This is a genomic window from Arthrobacter sp. Soil_N43 (assembly GCF_057655195.1).
Map to the genome: position 1 here is coordinate 1 of NZ_JBDGML010000070.1, position 18,451 is coordinate 18,451.

At 66.1% G+C, this 18,451-nt stretch carries 18 protein-coding genes; 8 read left to right on the forward strand and 10 right to left on the reverse strand.

Annotation, left to right across the window (positions count from 1 at the left end; all coding sequences use genetic code 11):
* Nucleotides 1–307 (reverse strand): nitrilase-related carbon-nitrogen hydrolase (locus AC3A3W_RS06785; RefSeq protein ID WP_487441356.1); only part of this gene is annotated, 307 nt, incomplete at its 3' end.
* 19 nt (nt 308–326) lie between these two features.
* A complete protein-coding gene (locus AC3A3W_RS06790; protein ID WP_487441358.1) occupies nt 327–938 on the reverse strand; it encodes an amino acid permease in 612 nt (203 codons plus the stop codon).
* Between the two features lie 252 nt (nt 939–1,190).
* On the opposite strand from AC3A3W_RS06790, the gene AC3A3W_RS06795 reads away from it, so the two are divergent.
* From AC3A3W_RS06795 to AC3A3W_RS06805, 3 genes are all read left to right on the forward strand, one after another.
* Nucleotides 1,191–1,277 (forward strand): helix-turn-helix domain-containing protein, encoded by an 87-nt coding sequence (locus AC3A3W_RS06795; protein ID WP_487441458.1) that lies wholly within the window; start codon nt 1,191–1,193, stop codon nt 1,275–1,277.
* A gap of 401 nt (nt 1,278–1,678) precedes the next feature.
* Entirely contained in the window at nt 1,679–2,824 is a 1,146-nt protein-coding gene (locus AC3A3W_RS06800) for a DNA sulfur modification protein DndB (protein ID WP_487441360.1), read from the forward strand.
* A 96-nt stretch (nt 2,825–2,920) separates the two neighbouring features.
* Entirely contained in the window at nt 2,921–3,034 is a 114-nt protein-coding gene (locus AC3A3W_RS06805) for a hypothetical protein (RefSeq protein ID WP_487441459.1), read from the forward strand.
* Nucleotides 3,035–3,161: 127 nt separating this feature from the next.
* On the opposite strand, the gene AC3A3W_RS06810 is transcribed toward AC3A3W_RS06805, so the two are convergent.
* On the reverse strand, nt 3,162–3,428 hold the full coding sequence (locus tag AC3A3W_RS06810; protein ID WP_487441362.1) for an amino acid permease: 267 nt from the start codon (nt 3,426–3,428) through the stop codon (nt 3,162–3,164).
* 74 nt (nt 3,429–3,502) lie between these two features.
* Here AC3A3W_RS06810 and AC3A3W_RS06815 point away from each other — a divergent pair, with 74 nt between their 5' ends.
* Nucleotides 3,503–4,750: an RES family NAD+ phosphorylase gene (locus AC3A3W_RS06815; RefSeq protein WP_487441364.1), complete on the forward strand. Its 1,248-nt coding sequence runs from the start codon at nt 3,503–3,505 to the stop codon at nt 4,748–4,750.
* Between the two features lie 200 nt (nt 4,751–4,950).
* On the opposite strand, the gene AC3A3W_RS06820 is transcribed toward AC3A3W_RS06815, so the two are convergent.
* Both AC3A3W_RS06820 and hisC read right to left on the reverse strand, forming a co-directional pair.
* On the reverse strand, nt 4,951–6,363 hold the full coding sequence (locus AC3A3W_RS06820) for an amino acid permease (protein WP_487441366.1): 1,413 nt from the start codon (nt 6,361–6,363) through the stop codon (nt 4,951–4,953).
* Between the two features lie 54 nt (nt 6,364–6,417).
* Nucleotides 6,418–7,515 carry a histidinol-phosphate transaminase gene (gene hisC, locus AC3A3W_RS06825; protein WP_487441369.1) on the reverse strand — a complete coding sequence of 366 codons (1,098 nt, stop codon included), beginning with the start codon at nt 7,513–7,515 and terminating at the stop codon, nt 6,418–6,420.
* 92 nt (nt 7,516–7,607) lie between these two features.
* Between hisC and AC3A3W_RS06830 the strand changes: the two genes are divergently transcribed.
* The 4 genes from AC3A3W_RS06830 (at nt 7,608) to AC3A3W_RS06845 (ending at nt 11,267) form a co-directional block, all read left to right on the forward strand.
* Nucleotides 7,608–8,111 carry an Lrp/AsnC family transcriptional regulator gene (locus tag AC3A3W_RS06830; protein WP_487441371.1) on the forward strand — a complete coding sequence of 168 codons (504 nt, stop codon included), beginning with the start codon at nt 7,608–7,610 and terminating at the stop codon, nt 8,109–8,111.
* 120 nt (nt 8,112–8,231) lie between these two features.
* Nucleotides 8,232–9,890, forward strand: a complete 1,659-nt coding sequence (locus AC3A3W_RS06835; protein WP_487441373.1) for a thiamine pyrophosphate-binding protein — start codon at nt 8,232–8,234, stop codon at nt 9,888–9,890.
* 43 nt (nt 9,891–9,933) lie between these two features.
* Complete coding sequence (locus tag AC3A3W_RS06840) at nt 9,934–10,830, forward strand: ketopantoate reductase family protein (RefSeq protein WP_487441375.1); 897 nt, start codon at nt 9,934–9,936, stop codon at nt 10,828–10,830.
* Nucleotides 10,831–10,910: 80 nt separating this feature from the next.
* On the forward strand, nt 10,911–11,267 hold the full coding sequence (locus AC3A3W_RS06845; RefSeq protein WP_247048198.1) for a hypothetical protein: 357 nt from the start codon (nt 10,911–10,913) through the stop codon (nt 11,265–11,267).
* A gap of 322 nt (nt 11,268–11,589) precedes the next feature.
* Here AC3A3W_RS06845 and AC3A3W_RS06850 read toward each other — a convergent pair whose 3' ends face one another.
* The 5 genes from AC3A3W_RS06850 to AC3A3W_RS06870 form a co-directional block, all read right to left on the reverse strand.
* Nucleotides 11,590–12,666: a methyltransferase gene (locus AC3A3W_RS06850; RefSeq protein WP_487441378.1), complete on the reverse strand. Its 1,077-nt coding sequence runs from the start codon at nt 12,664–12,666 to the stop codon at nt 11,590–11,592.
* A gap of 395 nt (nt 12,667–13,061) precedes the next feature.
* Nucleotides 13,062–13,382 carry a GYD domain-containing protein gene (locus AC3A3W_RS06855; protein WP_487441379.1) on the reverse strand — a complete coding sequence of 107 codons (321 nt, stop codon included), beginning with the start codon at nt 13,380–13,382 and terminating at the stop codon, nt 13,062–13,064.
* 168 nt (nt 13,383–13,550) lie between these two features.
* A complete protein-coding gene (locus AC3A3W_RS06860; protein WP_487441380.1) occupies nt 13,551–14,543 on the reverse strand; it encodes an NAD-dependent epimerase/dehydratase family protein in 993 nt (330 codons plus the stop codon).
* Entirely contained in the window at nt 14,540–17,236 is a 2,697-nt protein-coding gene (locus tag AC3A3W_RS06865) for an alpha/beta fold hydrolase (RefSeq protein ID WP_487441382.1), read from the reverse strand. Before AC3A3W_RS06865 ends, AC3A3W_RS06860 begins: the two co-directional genes overlap by 4 nt.
* Nucleotides 17,230–18,252 carry a 3-oxoacyl-ACP synthase III gene (locus tag AC3A3W_RS06870; RefSeq protein ID WP_487441384.1) on the reverse strand — a complete coding sequence of 341 codons (1,023 nt, stop codon included), beginning with the start codon at nt 18,250–18,252 and terminating at the stop codon, nt 17,230–17,232. The genes AC3A3W_RS06865 and AC3A3W_RS06870 overlap by 7 nt, the downstream gene beginning before the upstream one ends.
* Nucleotides 18,253–18,451 lie beyond the last annotated feature (199 nt).

Here is an 18,451-nt window from a genome sequence, read left to right on the forward strand (position 1 = left end):
CGGGCCCGAAAGCCACCAGCGTGTTGTACGCCTTGCCCGGCTCGTCCGAGGTTTCCACCACGCCCGCCACCAGCGCGATGCGGTGGCGGCGGGCGGTGCGAGCGAGTTCCTGGCAGACGGGACCGTCCAGCGGCTCGGCCACCGCCGGGAATGACGCGTCCACCGTCTTCTTCTCGTAGGTGGCGTATTCAGGGAAGGCGACCAGCGTGGCGCCGTCGCGGGCTGCCTCGGCGGCGAACCGGTCAATCGCCGCAAGGTTGGCCTGGACGTCAGTGCCCGACTCCAGCTGCCCGAGCGCTATCCTCACGGCTATTCCATCCCTCTGCTCAGGCGACGGCCAAGCTCCGACGTCCAGCACAGGCGGCCGCCTCAACCGTGGCCCTTTCCGTGGCCGTCATCTCCGGCGGCGCGGCCTTGAAGCCGCGCGTGATCAGGGCCAGAACCACCACGCCCAGCACCAGCCAGGACACTCCCAGCGTAATGGCGTTGCCGTCCAGCTGGGAGAGCAGGTAGGCACATACGACGGCGCCGATCACCGGGACCACCACGTACGACACAGGGTTCAGCTGGTTCCCGGCCCGGCGCTGGCGCACGTAGTGGAACACCACCGAGGCGTTGACCATCGTAAAGGCGGTGAAAGCGCCGAAGTTGATGAACGACGTGGAGGTGGCCACGTCCACGAAGATCGCGATCAGGCCGATGATGCCGGTGACGATCAGGTTGACCACCGGGGTGTGGAACTTGGCGCTGAGGCGGCCGAAGGCCGCCTTGGGCAGGACCGAGTCCCGGCCCATCGCGTACAGCAGGCGGGAGGCGCTGGCCTGCGCGGCGAGGCCGGAGGCGAACTGCGCCACCACCAGGCCGGCCAGGAAGACCGCGCCGAAGAGCTGTCCGCCGATCTGCAGGGCGATGGCTGCGGAGGCCGAATCCTCGAACACGCCGCCGGGGTGAACCAGAACATTTCATGGGACGAACGTCTGGCCCGACGAGCCGCACCCCGCGAGAGATCAAGAAGGATGGGGCTTTCTCCATTGCGTTAGCCAAACTCAAAGAGAAGAACGCGGCGCTAAAGAAAGAGAACGCTGCCCTGAAGAAGGCAAAGCAGAAATAGGTTGCACAGCGGTCTTTTGGCGGCGCTGGGTGGCTCTGCTGTCGCATATACAGGGCGTGACTGTCCGAACGCCCGTGAGATGCTCGCGGCCGGTAAGCCTGCCACTCACGTAGCCCAGATGCTCGGGATGAGCCGTGTGTCGCTATATCGTCGGCTGGCTCAGTAGATGGGGCCCTCCCCGCCTGGCTACAACAAGGACCGCGGACAAGTTGCTTCCAGCCAGCAGTGCTGTCGACACACCAAGACAGCGAAAATTCTGTGTTGACCGTCTGGATGCGGCCGAGCGGCCGGCCGTGCCAACTAAGGCGACGGCGCTCGGGTAGGCCGTCGCCGTTCCCAATGCCATGAGCGGGCGATGCAGACGAGCACGAAGTTGGGTGAGAAGAATGCCAGCGGCGCGCAGACCCTTGACTCCTACGTGGAATCGTCAGCCTGCTACGCGAAAATAATAGACGCATCTGGATGGAAATCGCCAGCAGGCTACTAAATTTTAGACCAATGGGGATAGAAAGCGCCGACCCTAGCTGATATCGTTGCGTATGTCAACTTGAGCTAAGGAGGCAACTGATGGAACTGCAGCTCAAGGGGATCGGCTATAAGCAGGGCGACCGACAAATGATCGCTACCGCGATGGACCCGATCTCCCTCGTAAAGACGGTGACACCGCCCGATGTCTGGAATCCCGTAGGCGAGCAGCCACACGGGAATCGCCCCGTGGATAAGCCGCACCGGCGGCGCATCGCGGACTACCTGGAGACGGTGGAGGACTTCGTCCTGAACGGAGTCGTTCTGTACGCGAAGCCGGAGGAGGCCCACTTCGAACCCGAAGTCGATCACGGCGGTCCAGGGCGCGTCGGCACGCTTTACCTTGCCTACGGTGCGCAACTAGACGTCGGTGACGGCCAGCATCGCATTGCTGCCTACTCCGACGTCATGACCGAGCACCCTGAAGAAGACGATCCTCTCCGTCGCCGTCTCCGTAGCAGCGGACAACCAGTGATCATCGTCATCGACGACAACCCGCTCCACCGGGCCCAGGACTTCACCGACCTGCAGCGCAATACAAAGCCGCAGACGCGCAGTCTCGCAATGAGCATGGACCGACGCCAGACCGTCAATGTCGTGCTAATCACGACCGTACAGAACCCTGAACTCCGGATCTTCGGCGAAGGTGCCAACCGCGTCGAGTTCCTGTCCGACTCGCCCGGCAAATTCAGTGCCAAGCTCTTCTCTTTCAAGACGATCCGCTACATGACCGGCACCATGCTCATCGGTACTTCCCAGCGCACGACGGGCGGCTGGGATAAGGCCGTTAACCTAATGGTTGAGCACGACCAGCGCGATGCTCAGGAGCTGATCGAGATTTTCTGGAAGGGCGTTGGCGCGCTTCCAGACATCGCGGCAGTGATCGAGGGAGAGCGCACGGCGGCAGACCTTCGGGAGAAGACCTATCTGGGCAGCGCCGGGGTCCTTTACGCGTTGGCCTTCGCTGTCTACAAGGCGCGCGAGGCCGGCCGGCCGGTCGACCAGGCACTCGAAGCGATGAAGGCTCTCGACTTCGGGCGAGCGCAACCGACGGAAAAGCATCCTCTCGCTCCAGGAGACACGATATTCGCGGGAAATCTCGTTGACCCAAAGACAGGCAAGGTCGGTTCGGGTCGGCCGGCTTGGGAGGCCGCAGGCGAGGCCATCTTCTCGAAGATCACTTCCTAGTACCGAACCGCGAACGTAGGCCGGCCAGGCACGCTCTGTCCGGCCCAAGTTCTGCCTAGGCTCAACCATCGCATTGAGGTCAGACGTCGGGATGAACTGGGCGAAATCGCGACGGCTTTCAACGGGATGGCGGCCGCTCTCCAAGATGGCCACCGGACGCTCACGTTACGGGGCACGCACGACCCCTCACACGGCGGGCCAACCGTCTGACCGAGCGTTTCGCTGCCTCGTTCGCGCCCCCGGCAGCGACGTCCGCTCACGGCACGAGGGCCGGCCTGCTGTTTTGCCTGGCACTGAATGCAGAGATCAACTCGGTGGAACGACGAGATCGCTGCGGTTACGAGCTCCCCTCGGGGTGGGCCAGCTGGGTCACGTAGGACACCGCCACGAAGATGCCACCGCCGATCACGGCCACCCGCATGATGGCGCGGGGCACCGTCCGGCGCGGCTCGAAGGTCTCCTCGGTGAGAGTGCTGACGGCGTCGAACCCCAGGAACGAGTACGCGGCGATGGCCGCTCCGGCGGAGATGGTGTCGAAGCTGGCGGTGTCGTTGAAGACCGTCATCGTGCGCAGGATGTCCAGGTGGTGGTTCTTGCTCCGCAACCAACGGAACGTGGCTTGTTGTGTGGCAAGCTTCTAGGCATGGAGAGTGCCAGCGAGAACAGGAACTCATAGAGTTGCGTGGTTATTACGAAATTGAAGGCAACATGTGCCTGTCACACATTATTGACCCTTCGCTGACTGCGTTGTTATCCAACCGCGCAGTTATGGAAGCTTGCTGCCGCCTGTGTAAAGACAGCTCTGACAATGCATCTTCGCTGTTGTTTCCGATCCAGTCACTACTGCTGGAGGTGATGGACGCGGTGGAGTTCCTCTATGACCCCCCGGACCAAGTCCAACCGGATTGGGGCTATTTTGACCCAGAGAATCTCGACTCGTGGGACGTCATTTCTAGTGTTTGTGCGGGCGTCTTCGCCTCGGACGTTGATGAAGTCCTCGTTGAACTCCTATCGGGGGCTGCTCGGGAACACGAGTGGATTCACAGCCTCCACGGAAACTCGATGCAGGTTGTGCGGTGGGAATGGGAAAGCTTCGTGGCGGCTGTGAAGTCCGAGTCACGCTTCATCTTCATGCCCGACGCCAGTGGCGAAATTATGGCCACTCCTGGCCAGCGCTCCGCGGCTTTCCTGTGGTCCCTGGTTCCGTACGTCGAAAATCGGGACCTCGACCTACTCCTCGATATCCCGCCCGGTAGCAAGTTTTTTCGAGGAAGGCTAATCCAGAACCCCACGTCGACTCTTCGCACGGCCGAAGACCTCGGGCCTGCTCCTGCGCACTTCGCTTCAGCCAACCGCATGAGCCCTGAAGGCATCCCGATGTTTTACGCCTCTGCCGCCGCCACAACTGCAGTACGGGAAATCGCCACTCATGGAACACACAGCTTCGCGAGAATCGGGACATTCCGAAATCAGCGCTCTCTCACGGTACTGGATCTAACCGGGGAGCTGACGCTGCCCAGCATCTTTGACGTGAAACAACGAAACGCGTATGGGGTTTTCCAGTTCTTCCGCGACTTCGCGCAAGCGGTCACTGCCCCGCTCCTGCCGGACAGTCGCTCCCACATCGAATACGTCCCGACGCAGATCGTCACCGAATTCTTTCGGTGGGTTCCGAAGACCAGAATCGATGGCATCCGGCTGGGCAGCGCCCAAGACGCTGAACCCACCTACGTCCTTTTCTTCGACCAGGACGAGGTTGGTGACGCCGTATCGCCGCCCTCTGGGCCAGCTCCCGTCGGAAACCATCTGCCCGCGGAGGAAGACTTTATTAGCTCAAGAGAGAAGTCCCAGCCCGTCTTCACATTGAACCCCAAAGAAGTGACGACTTACAAGGTCGTTCGCAGCACCGAGGTGGAGCTTGTTTGACTAGCGTGGTGGCCGGTCACGCATCCGGAGCAGCCGGTGGCGGCGGCCCGCAGTCGTGGCCCAACGAATGAGACGCGGCAGAGCTGGCCGATTTTATGGTCAGTATGGCCAGCTCGGCAAAGCGTTACGGAGGACGCGCCCGGCCAAAGCCAACGCGCCCTCCGCGTGCACCGACCCCCAAAGTGGTTCAAGCACCTGATTTAGTCGATGAGCACAGGCTCCTTATCGCGGTCCTCAGATTCGACGCGGCCCGGAACATTGCCCGAACGGTGGTGAAGCCAGTTCGCCACGGCCAGGAGCGCGACGAGTGCGAACGTGCTCAGGAGCTGGGGACGGGAATCCTCGCCAATGAATCCCACCGTGAAGATAGCAGCGAGGATGACCAGACCAAACACCGTGAGCCACGGGAAGCCGGGCATCCGCAGGGGAAGCGCCGTCCCGTCGCGGTCGGCACGGAGACGCAGTGCGAGCTGGGCGAGGAGCGCGGACGTCCACACCAGCAGGCACGTCGAACCCACGATGTTGAGCAGGACGGGAAGGACCTTCTCGGGGAAGGCCAGCTCCAGCACAACCGTGACAACGCCGAAGGCGACGCTGGCCAGGACTGCGACAACCGGGACCCGGGCCTTGGACACGGAAGCGAGCAGGCGGGGTGCTTCACCCCGCTCCGCGAGGGAGTACGCCATCCGGGAGGCACCGTAGAGGTTGGCGTTGAGCGCGGAGAGCAGCGCTGCGACAGCCACCAGGGTGATGGCGGTGGCCGCGCCGGGCATGCCGGCCGCCTCCAACACGGCGGCAAACGGGCTCTTCAGCCCCGCCGAACCCACGGGAACCACGGCAGCGATAACGAAGATGGCGCCGATGTAGAAGACCAGGATGCGCCACAGCACCGTCCGGACCGCTTTCTTCACGCTGCGGGCAGGCTCGGCGGTCTCAGCTGCCGCCACGGACACAATCTCGGTCCCGCCGAATGCGAACGCCACCACGAAAAGTGCCGTGGCGATGCCGGCGAAGCCGTCGGGCGCGAATCCGTCGCCGGTGAAGTTGGCCAGGCCCGGCGACTGGACGCCCGGCAGCCAGCCGAAGAGCAGGGCCGCGCCCACCAGGAGGAAGCCAACGATGGCCGCCACCTTGAGCAGGGCGAACCAGAACTCGAACTCGCCGAAGTTCTTCACGCTGGTGAGGTTCACAGCGGTAAGCACCACGATGAACACGAAGGCCATCAGCCACACCGGCAGGGCAGGGAAGATGGTGGACAGCAGGCCTGCCGCACCGAGCGCTTCCGCTGCGATGACCACCACGAGCTGCAGCCACCAGAGCCAGCCCACCGTGGCACCGGCCACCGGCCCGTAGGCCTTGGCGGTATAGACGGAGAACGCACCGCTGTCCGGATTGGCGGCGGCCATCTCGCCGAGGGCCCACATCACCAGGATGATGAGGGTGCCGGCCACGAGGTAGGAGATCAGCACGGCCGGGCCGGCGGCCTGGATGCCGGCGCCGGAGCCGATGAAGAGGCCCGCGCCGATGGCGCTTCCGAGGCCCATCATGGTGAGCTGGCGGGGTTTGAGTGCGGCGCCCAGTGCGCGGCCAGACGTCATTGTCTGTTGTTCCATGGGGAGTCCTCTGGTTGTAGGTTGAACGGGTTTGGGTTTCAGGTCAGCGGGTTGTCAGGCTGCGTGGGCTTCCAGGAGCCGGAGCACGCGGTCGTTGGAGGCGGGGCCGGCAACGGTGATCCGCACGCCGTCCCCCTGGTATGCCCGGACCAGGATGCCCGCACGGTCAAACGCGTCCACCAGCCCCGCCAAGAGGCGGTCATCGGCACGGATCCACAGGAAGTTGCCCTGGCTGGGCTGCAGTGTCCAGCCCTGGGCTTCCAGCTGCGCGGCCATCCGGGCGCGTTCCTGCCTGACCGCGGCCACCCGGGTTTCCATCTCGTCCCTGGCATCCAGCGACGCGATGGCGGCCTTCTGGGCCAGCGCGCTCACCGCGAAGGGCAGGGCGGTTCGGCGCAGTCCCTCGGCGATGGCTGGCGCCGCCACGGCGTATCCCACGCGCAGCCCGGCGAGCCCGTAGGCCTTGGAGAAGGTGCGCAGGATGCAGACGTTCGGATACCGGCGGTACAGCGCCAGGGAATCGGGGCCGCTGCCCGCTTCGGCGTATTCCACGTACGCCTCGTCGATCACCACGAGGATGTCGGAGCGGACGGATTGCAGGAAGGCCACGATCCGTTCATGGCTGATCGGCACGCCGGTGGGATTGTTGGGCGTGCAGAGCAGGATGACCTTCGTGCGGTCAGTGACGGACGCGGCCATGGCCTCGAGGTCGTGCCCCTCAGCGCCGTCCAGCGGGATGCGGACGGGCCGGGCGCCTGCCAGCTCAACCAAGATGGGGTAGGCCTCGAAGGAGCGCCAGGCGAAGATCACTTCATCGCCGGCATCGCACAGGCCGGTGATGATCTGCTGGAGGACGCCGACGCTGCCGGGTCCCACCGCGACCTCTCCGGCCGTGACGCCGAGGTGGCGGGCAATCCGTTCACGGAGTTCGACGGCGGCGCTGTCGGGGTAGCGGTTCATCGTACCGGCCGCTGCGGCCACCGCCGCGGCGGCAGCGGGAAGTGGTTCGTAGTGGCTTTCATTGCTGGCGAGGGCTGCGATGTCCACACCGGCGCTGCGCCGGCCCGGGACATAGGGAGGGAGGCCGGCCACCGCGCCGCGAAGTGTGGGAACCGCGGTGTCCGGAGCGGTCAGGAGCTGATCACTGGTCATGAGCACCGATCATGATTGTGACCCGGCGCACATGCAAGATACCCTCAACCCATTGGGACTTCTGCTCAACTTCGACTGTCTGTGGTGAAAATATGACCATCCCGAACCCCCGCACCGTGGATTCCCTCGACGGCAGGATCATCCTGGCCCTCGACAAGGACCCCGAAGCCAGCGCCCTGGCACTCTCGCGGACACTCGGCGTCGCACGGAACACCGTCCACGCCCGGCTCGCACGACTCGAGCGCAGCGGTGCCCTCCGCTCCTTCAGCCGGAGGCTGGATCCCGCCGCGCTTGGCTATGACCTGATGGCCTTCCTCTCACTATCCATCAGCCAGACCCGGACAGGTGCGGTGGAAGACGGGCTCGCCGCGATCCCGGAGGTCATCGAGGTGCACGCCACCACCGGCGACGCGGACCTCATGGCCAAGGTGGTGGCACGCAGTACGGCCGACCTCTACCGCATCACCAACGAGATCCTGGAAATCGAGGGAATCCAACGGACCAGCACGGCCATTTCCGTACTGGAACTCATGCCGCCCCGCTACGACGGCCTCCTAAGCCGGCTGTCCGAACAGGAATCCCGCCCTTCCCACTAAGCACGGGTGATGCACACCACAAGTGTGCATATTTTCAGTTCAGTCGGCATTCGCCTGCCAAATGTCCCAATCGAACTCGACTCTCTTGCCCATCTGTGAACCAGCCCACAAGATTCCTGCATGACTTCACTTACCGTCTCAGGCCGCGTGGCGCAGGTTCTCAGCAGCTATCTCAGCGACGTCTTCGGCGTCATGGGCAACGGAAACGTCTACTTCCTGGACGCCGCGGAAAAGCTGGGCCTCCGCTTCTCCCCCGTCCGCCACGAAGGAGCCGCCATCGCCGCGGCCGACGCCTACTACCGGACATCAGGACGCCTCGCCGCGGGCACCACCACCTACGGCCCCGGCTACACCAATGCCCTCACCGCCCTCGCGGAAGCAGTCCAGGCGCAGATCCCCGTGGTGCTGGTCACCGGCGACGCCCCGAGCAGCGGCGCCCGGCCCCAGGACGTGGACCAGGCAGCAATCGCCGCAGGCCTCGGCGCGGCGACCTTCACCGTCACCCGCGACGCCGCGGGCTCCATCACGCAGCAGGCGGTGGAATACGCGCTCACCAAGCGGACCGCCGTCGTCATTGCCATTCCCTACGACCTCGCGGCACTCGAGGCTGCGGACGAGGAACTTCCGGTGCCGTCGGCACCAAAGGTGACGGACGACGTCGACGGCGGCCTCGGGCAGGTAGCCCGGCTGCTCGCCGGGGCGAAGCGGCCGCTGATCCTCGCCGGCCGTGGTGCGCATCTCGCCGGCGCCGGCCCGGAGCTCCGGGAACTCGCCGACCGTCTGGGCGCGCTGACCGCCGGAACCGCTCTGGCGCTCAACCTCCTCCAGGGCGAGGGATACCTCGGCGTGGCGGGCGGCTTCGGCACGGACACCGCAGCCGGGCTCATGGGTGAGGCCGATGTGGTCCTTGTGGCCGGGGCAAGCCTGAGCCCCTTCACCATGCGGTTCGGGCACTTGCTCGGCCCGGACAGCACCGTTATCCAGATCGACGCCGCACTGCAGCCGACGCACCCTCGGGTGGATACGTTCGTCAGCGCGGACGCGAAGTCCGCCGCGGGGCGTCTTCTGTCGTTGCTTGATGGTGAGGCTGCGGCTGAAGGTTGGCGCGCGGAAGCTTCTAAGCGACTGGCCTTGGGACCCGGGCACCACCCGGGCTCCGACGAGACCGCGGACGGCCGGCTGGACCCGCGCTCCCTCGCCACGGCACTCGACGCCGTGCTGCCGGAGCGCCGCACGGTGGTCCAGGACGGCGGGCACTTCGTGGGCTGGGCGCCAATGTACTGGAACATTCCGCGGCCGCAGGACCTGGTGATGGTGGGGACCGCGTTCCAGGCCATCGGGCTGGGCCTGGCCAGCGCGGTCGGGGCGGCCCGCGCGCTGGAGGACGGCCGCACCCTGGTGCTGGCCTCCGGCGACGGCGGGTTCCTGATGGGCCTGTCCGACCTCGAATCGCTCATCGGCGCGGCCCGCAGCGCGATTGTGGTGATCTACAACGATGCCGCGTACGGAGCCGAGATCCACCAGTACGGCTCCCAGGGCCTCACCGAAAAGCCCATGCTGATCCCCGAGGTGGACTTCAGCGGCATCGCCCGCGCGCTCGGTGCCGAGTCGGCGATCATCCGCTCCCTGGCGGACCTTTCCGCGCTCACGGAGTGGATCGACGCCGGCGCCAGGGGAACCTTCGTGGCCGACTGCCGGATCACGTCGAGCGTCCGTGCCCCGTGGCTGAGCGAGTGGATGCAGGCCAAGCAGGAGGCGATGGCGGCGGTGGCAGGCTGACGGCGGCACGTATGGTCCTTCCTGACTGACGTAGGATGCACCCATGCGGATACTCGTCGTCGGAGCCGGAGCCACAGGCGGGGCGTTCGGCACGCTCCTGCAGGAAGCGGGACGGGATGTCACTTATTTGGTGCGGCCGCGCAAGCAGGAGGTCCTTCGCCGCGACGGGTTGCGCTTCATCTCCCCCACTGCTGACCGGACGCACCCGGTGAAAACCATCACGGCACCGGACGGGTCCGAGGCCTTCGATCTGATCCTCGTCACGGTCAAAGCTACCGCGTTGGAGGGCGTCCTCGGCGAGATTGGCGCTTTCGTCGGGCCTGGAACCAGCATCGTTCCCATCCTCAACGGCATGGCCCACGTGGACCGGCTTGAGCAGCTGTATCCGGGCCAGGTGCTCGGCGGCCTGGCGCGGATCGTCGCCACTCTCGACGGCGAAGTGGTCCGCCAGCAGGTGCCCCTCACTTCCCTCACGGTGGGCGGGCTGAACGGAAACCCCGTACCTCGGGAGGTTTCTGAGGCTCTGGACGTGCCCGGCGTCGACTTCTCGGTAGTGGACGACATAATGGGCGCACTGTGGGACAAATGGGCCTTCATCGCTGCTGCAGGGATCGTCAACTGCCTGTTCCGGGCGCCGGTTGGACGGATCATGGAGGCCGGCGGGCAGCCGAAAATCTTGGACGCCATCAGCGAAACGGAAGCGGTGGCGGCCGCGGCAGGACACCCCGTTTCCGACGCCGCTCATGCACAGGCGGTCGGCATACTCACGGAACCGGGATCGGCCTTCACTTCCTCCCTGTACCGGGACCTCAGCGCAGGACTGCCGTCGGAAGCCGAGCACATCCTCGGCGACCTCGCACGCAGGGCCCGGGAGCTCAACGTTCCTACGCCGCTGTTAGACCTCACCCTCATCCAGATCAAGGCCGGCCTTCCAACCTGAACCACCGTAGCGTGGGGGCGCACGCGCAGAAGCCGGTCTGAGTATGGCTCCCCTGTGCACCGCCTGCCGTGAGGATTAGCATGATCGGGATCAGCGTCCACCGCCGTCGAGGAGCCGTCATGTCCGGGTTTGTGCAGATCATCGAATTCAAGACCTCCCGCATCAAGGAGATCGAAGAGCTGGGCCGTCCCTCAAGAACCGAGGGAAGCACCCAGCCCACGTTCCGTCGCATTGTTGCCACGGCGGACAGGGACCACCCAGGGACCTATTTCACCATCGTCGACTTCGATTCCTTTGACTCCGCGATGGAGAATTCCGGCCGGCCGGAAACGTCGGAGTTCGCTGCCAAGATGGCGGCACTTTGCGACGGACCCGTGATTTTCCACAATCTGGATGTCATGTGGGAGGACACCGGAGACGGTGCGCAAACCGGCTAGGCGCAGAACATGGCCTCCGTAACTCCCGTTCCCTAGCGGGCCGCCGTAATTTACGACGGCGGCCCGCCGGCAGGCTGCCAAACTCCCCTGTTGTCCCGGGGCGCGGTAGGACGGCGTCTTCTTGGCTGCCTCGTCGAAGTCTTCTACCGACAGGAGCGGCTTCAGGCGGACGTTGACGTTCCCCGTCGAATTTGATGAGCAGCGACCCAGATCCGGCCCCTTGTCCCGTGGAAACGGCGTGAATGACCCCGCTACCGCCGACGCTATTCCTCGGGCCCCAGGGCGTCAATATACGGGGATACCTTTGCGTGGAAGCCTTCGACTATTGGGGAACAAGCCGCCACAAGGACGTGACCTCGGCCGTGCGCGCCTCGAACAGAGGATCGTCGCGATCCGATGCCTTCGGATGCGTTGGCGTGGTGTCCAGCCGTTCCACCACCTTCAGCCCGGCCGCCGTGATGGCGGCCAGCAGGTCGTCGCGCGTCCGCAGGCCAAGGTGCTCGGCCAGGTCGGAGAGGACAAGCCAGCCCTCACCGCCCGGCTCCAGGTGGTCGGGGAGTTCGTTCAGGAAGCGGAACAGCATCCTGCTCCCGGGGTCGTAGACGGCGTTGTCCAGGGTGGAATGCGGCGTGGCCGGAATCCAGGGCGGGTTGCACACGACAAGGGGTGCCCGGCCGGGCGGAAACATGTCGGTCAGGACTGCCTCGGCACGGTCCTGGACTCCGAGGTTCCGGAAGTTCTCAGCGGCGCAGGCGATGGCACGCGGTTCATTGTCCGTCGCCACCACGCGGTGGACGCCGCGGCGCGCGAGGACGGCAGCGAGCACCCCGGTGCCGGTTCCGACGTCGAACGCCAGCGTGTCAGAGGGGAGCGGCGCGGCGGCCACGAGATCCACATACTCACTCCTGGTGGGGAAGAACGTGCCATAGTGCGGGTGGATGCGGTTCTGCAGGGCATCGACGTAGACGCCAGTCCGTCGCCACTCGTGGGCGCCAATGGCCCCGACCAGTTCGTGCAGGGACACAATGGAAGGTTCGCCGATATGACCGTACGCTTCGGCGGCGGCCTGCCGGATGTCCGGTGCGCGGCGCAGCGGCACCACCGGGCCAGGATCAAGGGGAATCAGCAGCAGGCCGAGAATGCGTGCACGGTGCGAGGCGGACTGGCGGTGCCGATAGAACTTTTCGGCCGGAGTTGCTGCGGTCTCTTTCTTTCCGGCGCCTATCCGCCGGTCCATGGCGTTGAGCATCTGCCGTGCGTTGTGGAAGTCACCGTGCCAGAGCATCGCGATCCCCTGTGACGCCATCCGGTTCGCATCATCGGCCGTGAGGGAGTCGTCGACTACTTCGACGCGCGTCGGCGCCGGTCTGCCGTTCGCCGAACGCCATCGCGCGGTCATGCTGACACCAGCCTCGGCCCAGGTCACGACGGCGGGATCAACCACCGCAGCTCTGCTCGAGGGCTTGAGGACAGGGGTCGGACTTCCCCCGTGAGCTGGCGTGTCGCTAGTGATAAAGATCCATTCCAAGCGTCAGAGGAGCCGATCGGCGACTGACGATTGCGGCGGTAATCCACGACGTGGAAGGCGACGGCCCAGGATTCCGGACCGTCATCCGGCCGCGAACCGAGCTCGGTTGATGGCCGCTGTAGCCATTCAACCTGCATTTTCAGGATACAGGTGTGCCGTGGCCGGCCAGACCCCTACCGGGAGTACCCGAAGGTCACCGCCGCGCAAAGCCAGCGGCCGCCGTCGTACGTTCACGACGGCGGCCGCTGGCAGGGTGCCAGACTCCCCTACTGTCCCGGGGCCCGGTAGGAGGGCGTCTTCTTGGCTGCTTCGTCGAGGTCTTCCACCGTCAGGAGCGGCTTCAGGCGGACGTTGACGTTCCCCGTGGAATTGATTAGCAGCGACAGTGCTGCAGCACTGGCATCGTCCGGCGCCTCAAAAACGCCAAGAACGTCGTAGTAACCAAAAGCGTAGTAGAAGCTCTCCAGCGATCCTCCTACGGAGCTGAGGGCCTCCTTCAGAGCCTCGCGCCGCTTGGTGCCGCCTTCCTGCATGAGCCCCTTGATCCCATCGCCCACGTAGTTCGCTTCAAACAGATACTTCGGCATGGCCTTTCCCTTCCCACATTTCCATTCAGTCCGGTGCCGCACATCCGAAATGAGCGCCGTTATTAATGGCCGGCACCACGTCACGCACCGGGAATAGTGCTCCACGGCCATCTGGGGCCACCCGAATGACCTCGTTAACGGAGAAAGTATTCCTCCGGCTGGGGGTAGTCAATATGCGCCGGATACCCAAGACCCGGAGCTATAGTGTTCGGCCAGCCTCGCCAATCCCTCATCAATCAGGACGGCGGGCGTCCAGTTGAGGAGTTCCCGGGTCTCGCGCTGGTCGAACCAGTGGGCGGTGGAGAGCTGCTCGGCGAGGAACCAGGTCATCGGCGGCTCCTCATCCCGCGCCGCCCAGGTCCAGAGCCTCTCCACTACCGCCCCCGCCGCCCGCGCCACCCCACCGGGCACGCGCCACGAGGGCGCGGGGACACCTCCCGCGGCGCAGATGCCTGCCAGCAGCTCCCCCACCGGCCGCGGCTCGCCGTTACTCACCACCAAGGCCCTGCCGTGCACGTGTTCCATGCGGTGCAGCGCGGCGACGATGGCCGCGGCGGCGTTGTCCACGTAGGTGGTGTCGATCAGGGCCGCACCGGCGTCGAGCAGCGGCAGGCGGTTACGGCTGGCGCGGGCCAGGACCCGTTCCACCAGCTGGGTGTCGCCGGGGCCCCAGACGATGTGGGGCCGAACGGCTGCGACCCGGAATTCCGGAGCGTCGGCTGCGAGCGCCAACAGTTCAGCCTCGGCCTTGGTGCGTGAGTAGTCGCCGTGCGCGCGCTCCGGGTCAGCCGGCTCTGCGCCAAGCCCGGCGATGGCGGCACCGGAGTTGGCCACAGACGGGGAGGACACATACACCACGTCCCGGACTCCGGCCGTACGGGCGCGATCCAGCAGGCGGCGGGTTCCTTCAACATTCACCTCATCGAACTCCGCGGCGCGGCCCATGAAGGAAACCTTTGCTGCCAGGTGGACGATTCCTTCTGCGCCTTCGACTGCTCTCCGTAGCGCTTCAGCGTCCGTGACTGACCCGCAGAAGTCCGTGGCGCCGTCGACCCCTGACGGACGGCGCTGGAAGGTGGCTACGTCATGGCCCTGGCGCACCAGCAGCCGGGCAACTTCTCCCCCGAGCAGCCCGCTTGCTCCGGTGACGAGGACCCTCATGGCTTTCCTAACCGACCGCCGGCCAGCACCCGCGTAGCCCAGCGGGACAGCCGGCTCCTGTCGATCTTGGCGTTGTGCCGGATGTCGGTGGGCTGTGCGGGGACCTCGAGCACAGCGGATACCTGGACGCCGGCCTCAAGCGCTGCCCTGCGGACACTCCCGGCGAGCTGCGGCGCAGCAGGGCCAGCTTTCCGCGCGGCCGGGACGGTCTCGACGACGGCGACCACGGCCTGGGTGCCCGCCGGTCCGACGCCGGTGATCGCCGCAAGCCGGACGGCGTCCAGGCGTTCGATGGCCTGCTCCGCGCCCACGGACGTCACCACAGCACCAGGCGCCGTGACCACATGGGCGAGGCGTCCCTCCACCCACAGCCGGCCGGCGCCGTCGAAGTGCCCCACATCGCCCGTGCGGTGCCATCCGGGCACGCTGCTGCTTTCCCGCTGGACCAGCCAGAGCCTGTCATACGCTTCCTTGACGTGCGGGGCGCTAACCAGGATCTCACCGGTTATTCCGGGCTCCGTCACGGGACAGGAACCGGGCGCAGTGCCATCGGCCGCCAGCGGCACGACGGCCACCCGGGCGCCATGCACCGGCCACCCCACGCACACGCCATTGCCTGCTCCCAGTACAGTGCCGGCGGCAGCATCGGCGTCGGCGGCCTGGATCTGTCCCAAGCTAGTGTCGGTAACCGGCAGCGCCTCAGTCATCCCGTACGGCGTATGCAGCGCGGCCCGGGGCAGCAGCCGCTGCACCTCTGCCAGCAGCGGTTCCGGGACGGGCGCGCCGGCAGAGAGCAGCAACCCGATGCCGTCCAAAGCTTTACGCCCTGCTTGGTCCAGGTCATCGCGGGTGGCAAGGACGTTGCGCAACGCGGCCGGCGAGGCGAAGACCACCGTGGCGTCGATCGCCGCGGCGGCGCCGGCGAGCGCGCACGCGGTCAGGGTGCGGGGCGCGGTGACGTCCATGGCCGGCGTCACGGACACTGCTCCGAGTGCCGGTCCCAGCAGGGCGAACGGTGCAAAACCGGCCACCAGTCGTGCACCGGGACGGATTTCGAAGGTTGCGGCCACCGTGTCCCGCATCGCGGCAAGCTGCCGGTGGGCATAGAGCACGCCTTTGGCGGGGCCGGTCGAGCCCGAGGTGAAGAGTACGGCGGCCGGGGCACCCGGATCCACGCTGTCCCCCGGCTGCGATGAACCGCGGCCGGCACCGGTATGCGCCAGCGCGTCGAGAGAGGCTTCGACGCCCAGCATCCGACGGCGGGCGGCCGGGAGCTCCCGCACACTGATCCGACGTCCAGGCCAGCCGAGCACTGAAGCGGCCGCGAGCGCCTTGTCGATTCCGATCAGGAAATCGGGGGTGGCGCCTTTCACGGCGCGGCTGAGGCCCTTGGTTCCCAGTCCGGCGTCGGCCACCACCACCATGGCGCCCAGCCGGAGGCAGGCGTAGAGGGCGACGGTCAGGTCCACCCCCGGCGGAACCATCAGGCTGACCCGGCTGCCGCTGTCCACGCCGGCTTCCCGCAGCCCCGCGGCCAGGTCCAGGATGTTCCGGTCCAGCTGCTGCCAGCTGAGCGAGCGGGCCACCGTGCCGTCCGGCGCCATTTCCGCGACGGCGGTCTCCGCTCCCGCGAGCCCTGCCGCCTGCTTGCCGAGCAGGTCCCACAGGGGCCGGAATTCCGCCTGCTCCGGCTCAGCTGCATGGTCCAGCCGCTGGTCGCCGGGCGTCATGGCGTCCGCTTCCACGGATGAGTTTTCGCGGGCGCCAACGTTTTCGGCGAGCCACTGGAAGACCGGCGCGGCAATGTTCCGGTCTTCCGCCACAAGATGGCCGGCACCTTCAAAGCGGTGCACATCGGCGTGCGGAAACCTCGTGATGAGGTCCTTGAGGTACCGGTCCGAAAAAACGGGATCCCGTGGGCCCCAGAGCATCAACGCCGGGACCTTCAACCCGCGCAGCCTTTCCGCGACGCCGGTGAGCGCGGGAAAACTCGGGTGGGAGGCATCCACGGGGATGTCCGCCACAAAGTTTCCTACTCCAACGCGGCGGTGGGCTTCGCGGTAGGGAGCCATGTAAGCCTTGCGGACGTCGACGGGCAGCGGCGGGTGGGCGAGCGAGTGCGTCACCCGAAGAAACGCGTCCGTCGTCGTCGTTCCCCAACCGTGGACGGCGGGGTGCAGGGCAAGCCGCAGGGCCGGCGGGATTGCCGAATCGGAGGGTTGGTGGACGGCCGTGTTGGTCAGCACCACCCCGGCGAGGTGCTGCGGGTGCGCCAGGGCCCAGCCCAGGCTGATCACGCCACCCCAGTCGTGGCCCGCTGTGACCACAGGCCCGTCCAAGCCGAGAGCGTCGGTCAAGTCACCCAGGTCGTTGATGCGGTCGGCCAGGCGCCGGAAGGTGCCGGTGCGCTCCGAGTAGCCCATGTCCAGTTGGTCCACCGCCACAACGCGCCACGGGTGGGCGGCATCTGCTCCGGCTGCCAGCAGCGTCCGCCACAGGTACGACCAGGTGGGGTTGCCGTGCACGCACAGCAGGGTACCGGCCGGAGCCAGGCCCAGGCGGGAGAGCTGGGCCCCGTTGTCCAGCAGGTGCCAACGGCGGACCGTGCCCGGCGCATCGGCGTCCGATGTGGAGGCGACTTCAATGGTGCGCGACCATTCCGGGTCCACGCCAGGCCAGTCTGCGGTTACCAAAGAATCTCCAGCATGGCGGTATTCAACCCGGATCCGACGCCCATGCACAGGACCCGGTCCCCCGGTTCAAGGGATTGGGCCTCGGCGGCGAGGGTCATGGGGAGGGAGGCCGGGCCCACGTTGCCCCAGTGAGGGAACGTGATGGGCACCTTCGCGGGGTCCAGGTTGATGGCGTCGATAATCGCCTGCGTGAAGGCATTGCTCACCTGGTGGGTGACGTAGCGGTCCATGGCGGTCCAGTCCCACTCCGGCCGGGCTTCATGCCAGGCATCGACGACGAGCTGGAGGCCGCCGTCGAGCAGTCCTTTCGTGTCGGTGGTCATGCCGTCAAGGCCGCCCACGCACAATTCATGGTGTTCGGTGCCGGCGCGCATCACCCCGCCGGCGATCCGGTGAGCACCGGGATGCTTGTCCGCGGGACCCAGGACGGCGGCAGCAGCTCCCGACCCCAGGGTGAGCGTGGCGAACTCCCGGTTGAAGTCCTCCCGCGTAGTCTCGGGCCGCTGGAGGCGGGCCAGCGTGGCCTCCTGGGTGGCCTCGGCATCCTCGGCGTTGACGATCACCGCGTACCTGATCTGCCCCGAGTCGATCATGCTGGCCGCCAGGGTCAGGCCGTTCACGAACCCCAGGCAGGCGTTGGCCAAGTCGAAGTTCATGGCCGACGACGGCAGGCCGAGTCCGTGATGGATCTTTACCGCGACGGACGGTTCAAGGTTCCGCCGCGTCACCGAGGTGTTGATCAGCAGGCCGACGTCGGACGCTTCGACGCCGGCCTCGGCCAGGGCTTTGGCGCCAACCTCGGTGGCCGCATCATCAAAAGAGGTCCCGGCCGCCCACCAGCGGCGATGCGTGACGCCGGCAACACGCTCAAGCAGCCCGGGCGGGAAGTTCAGCCGCTGCAGGGTCGAAGCCAGCCTGCAGTCGAAATCCGTAGAACTCACGATCCTGGGAGCCTCGACACTGCTGACCGAGAGCAGCGCGGTGTTGCTATGCCGGAAGGTTGCATTCCCTGCCAATGAAAGCCCCTGTTCGTTTCCGTCCTACATCGTTGCGGTGACTTTACCCACAAGCGCACGATCCTGTTGGGAAGTGCCGCAACAACCCAGATGTACACCCCGAGTCAGACCTGACCCCGCCGTTGGTCGACTGACCGAATCGCCATTGGTAAGCATGCTTAGAATATAGTTGCATGGACAGGCGAGCCCATATGTGACG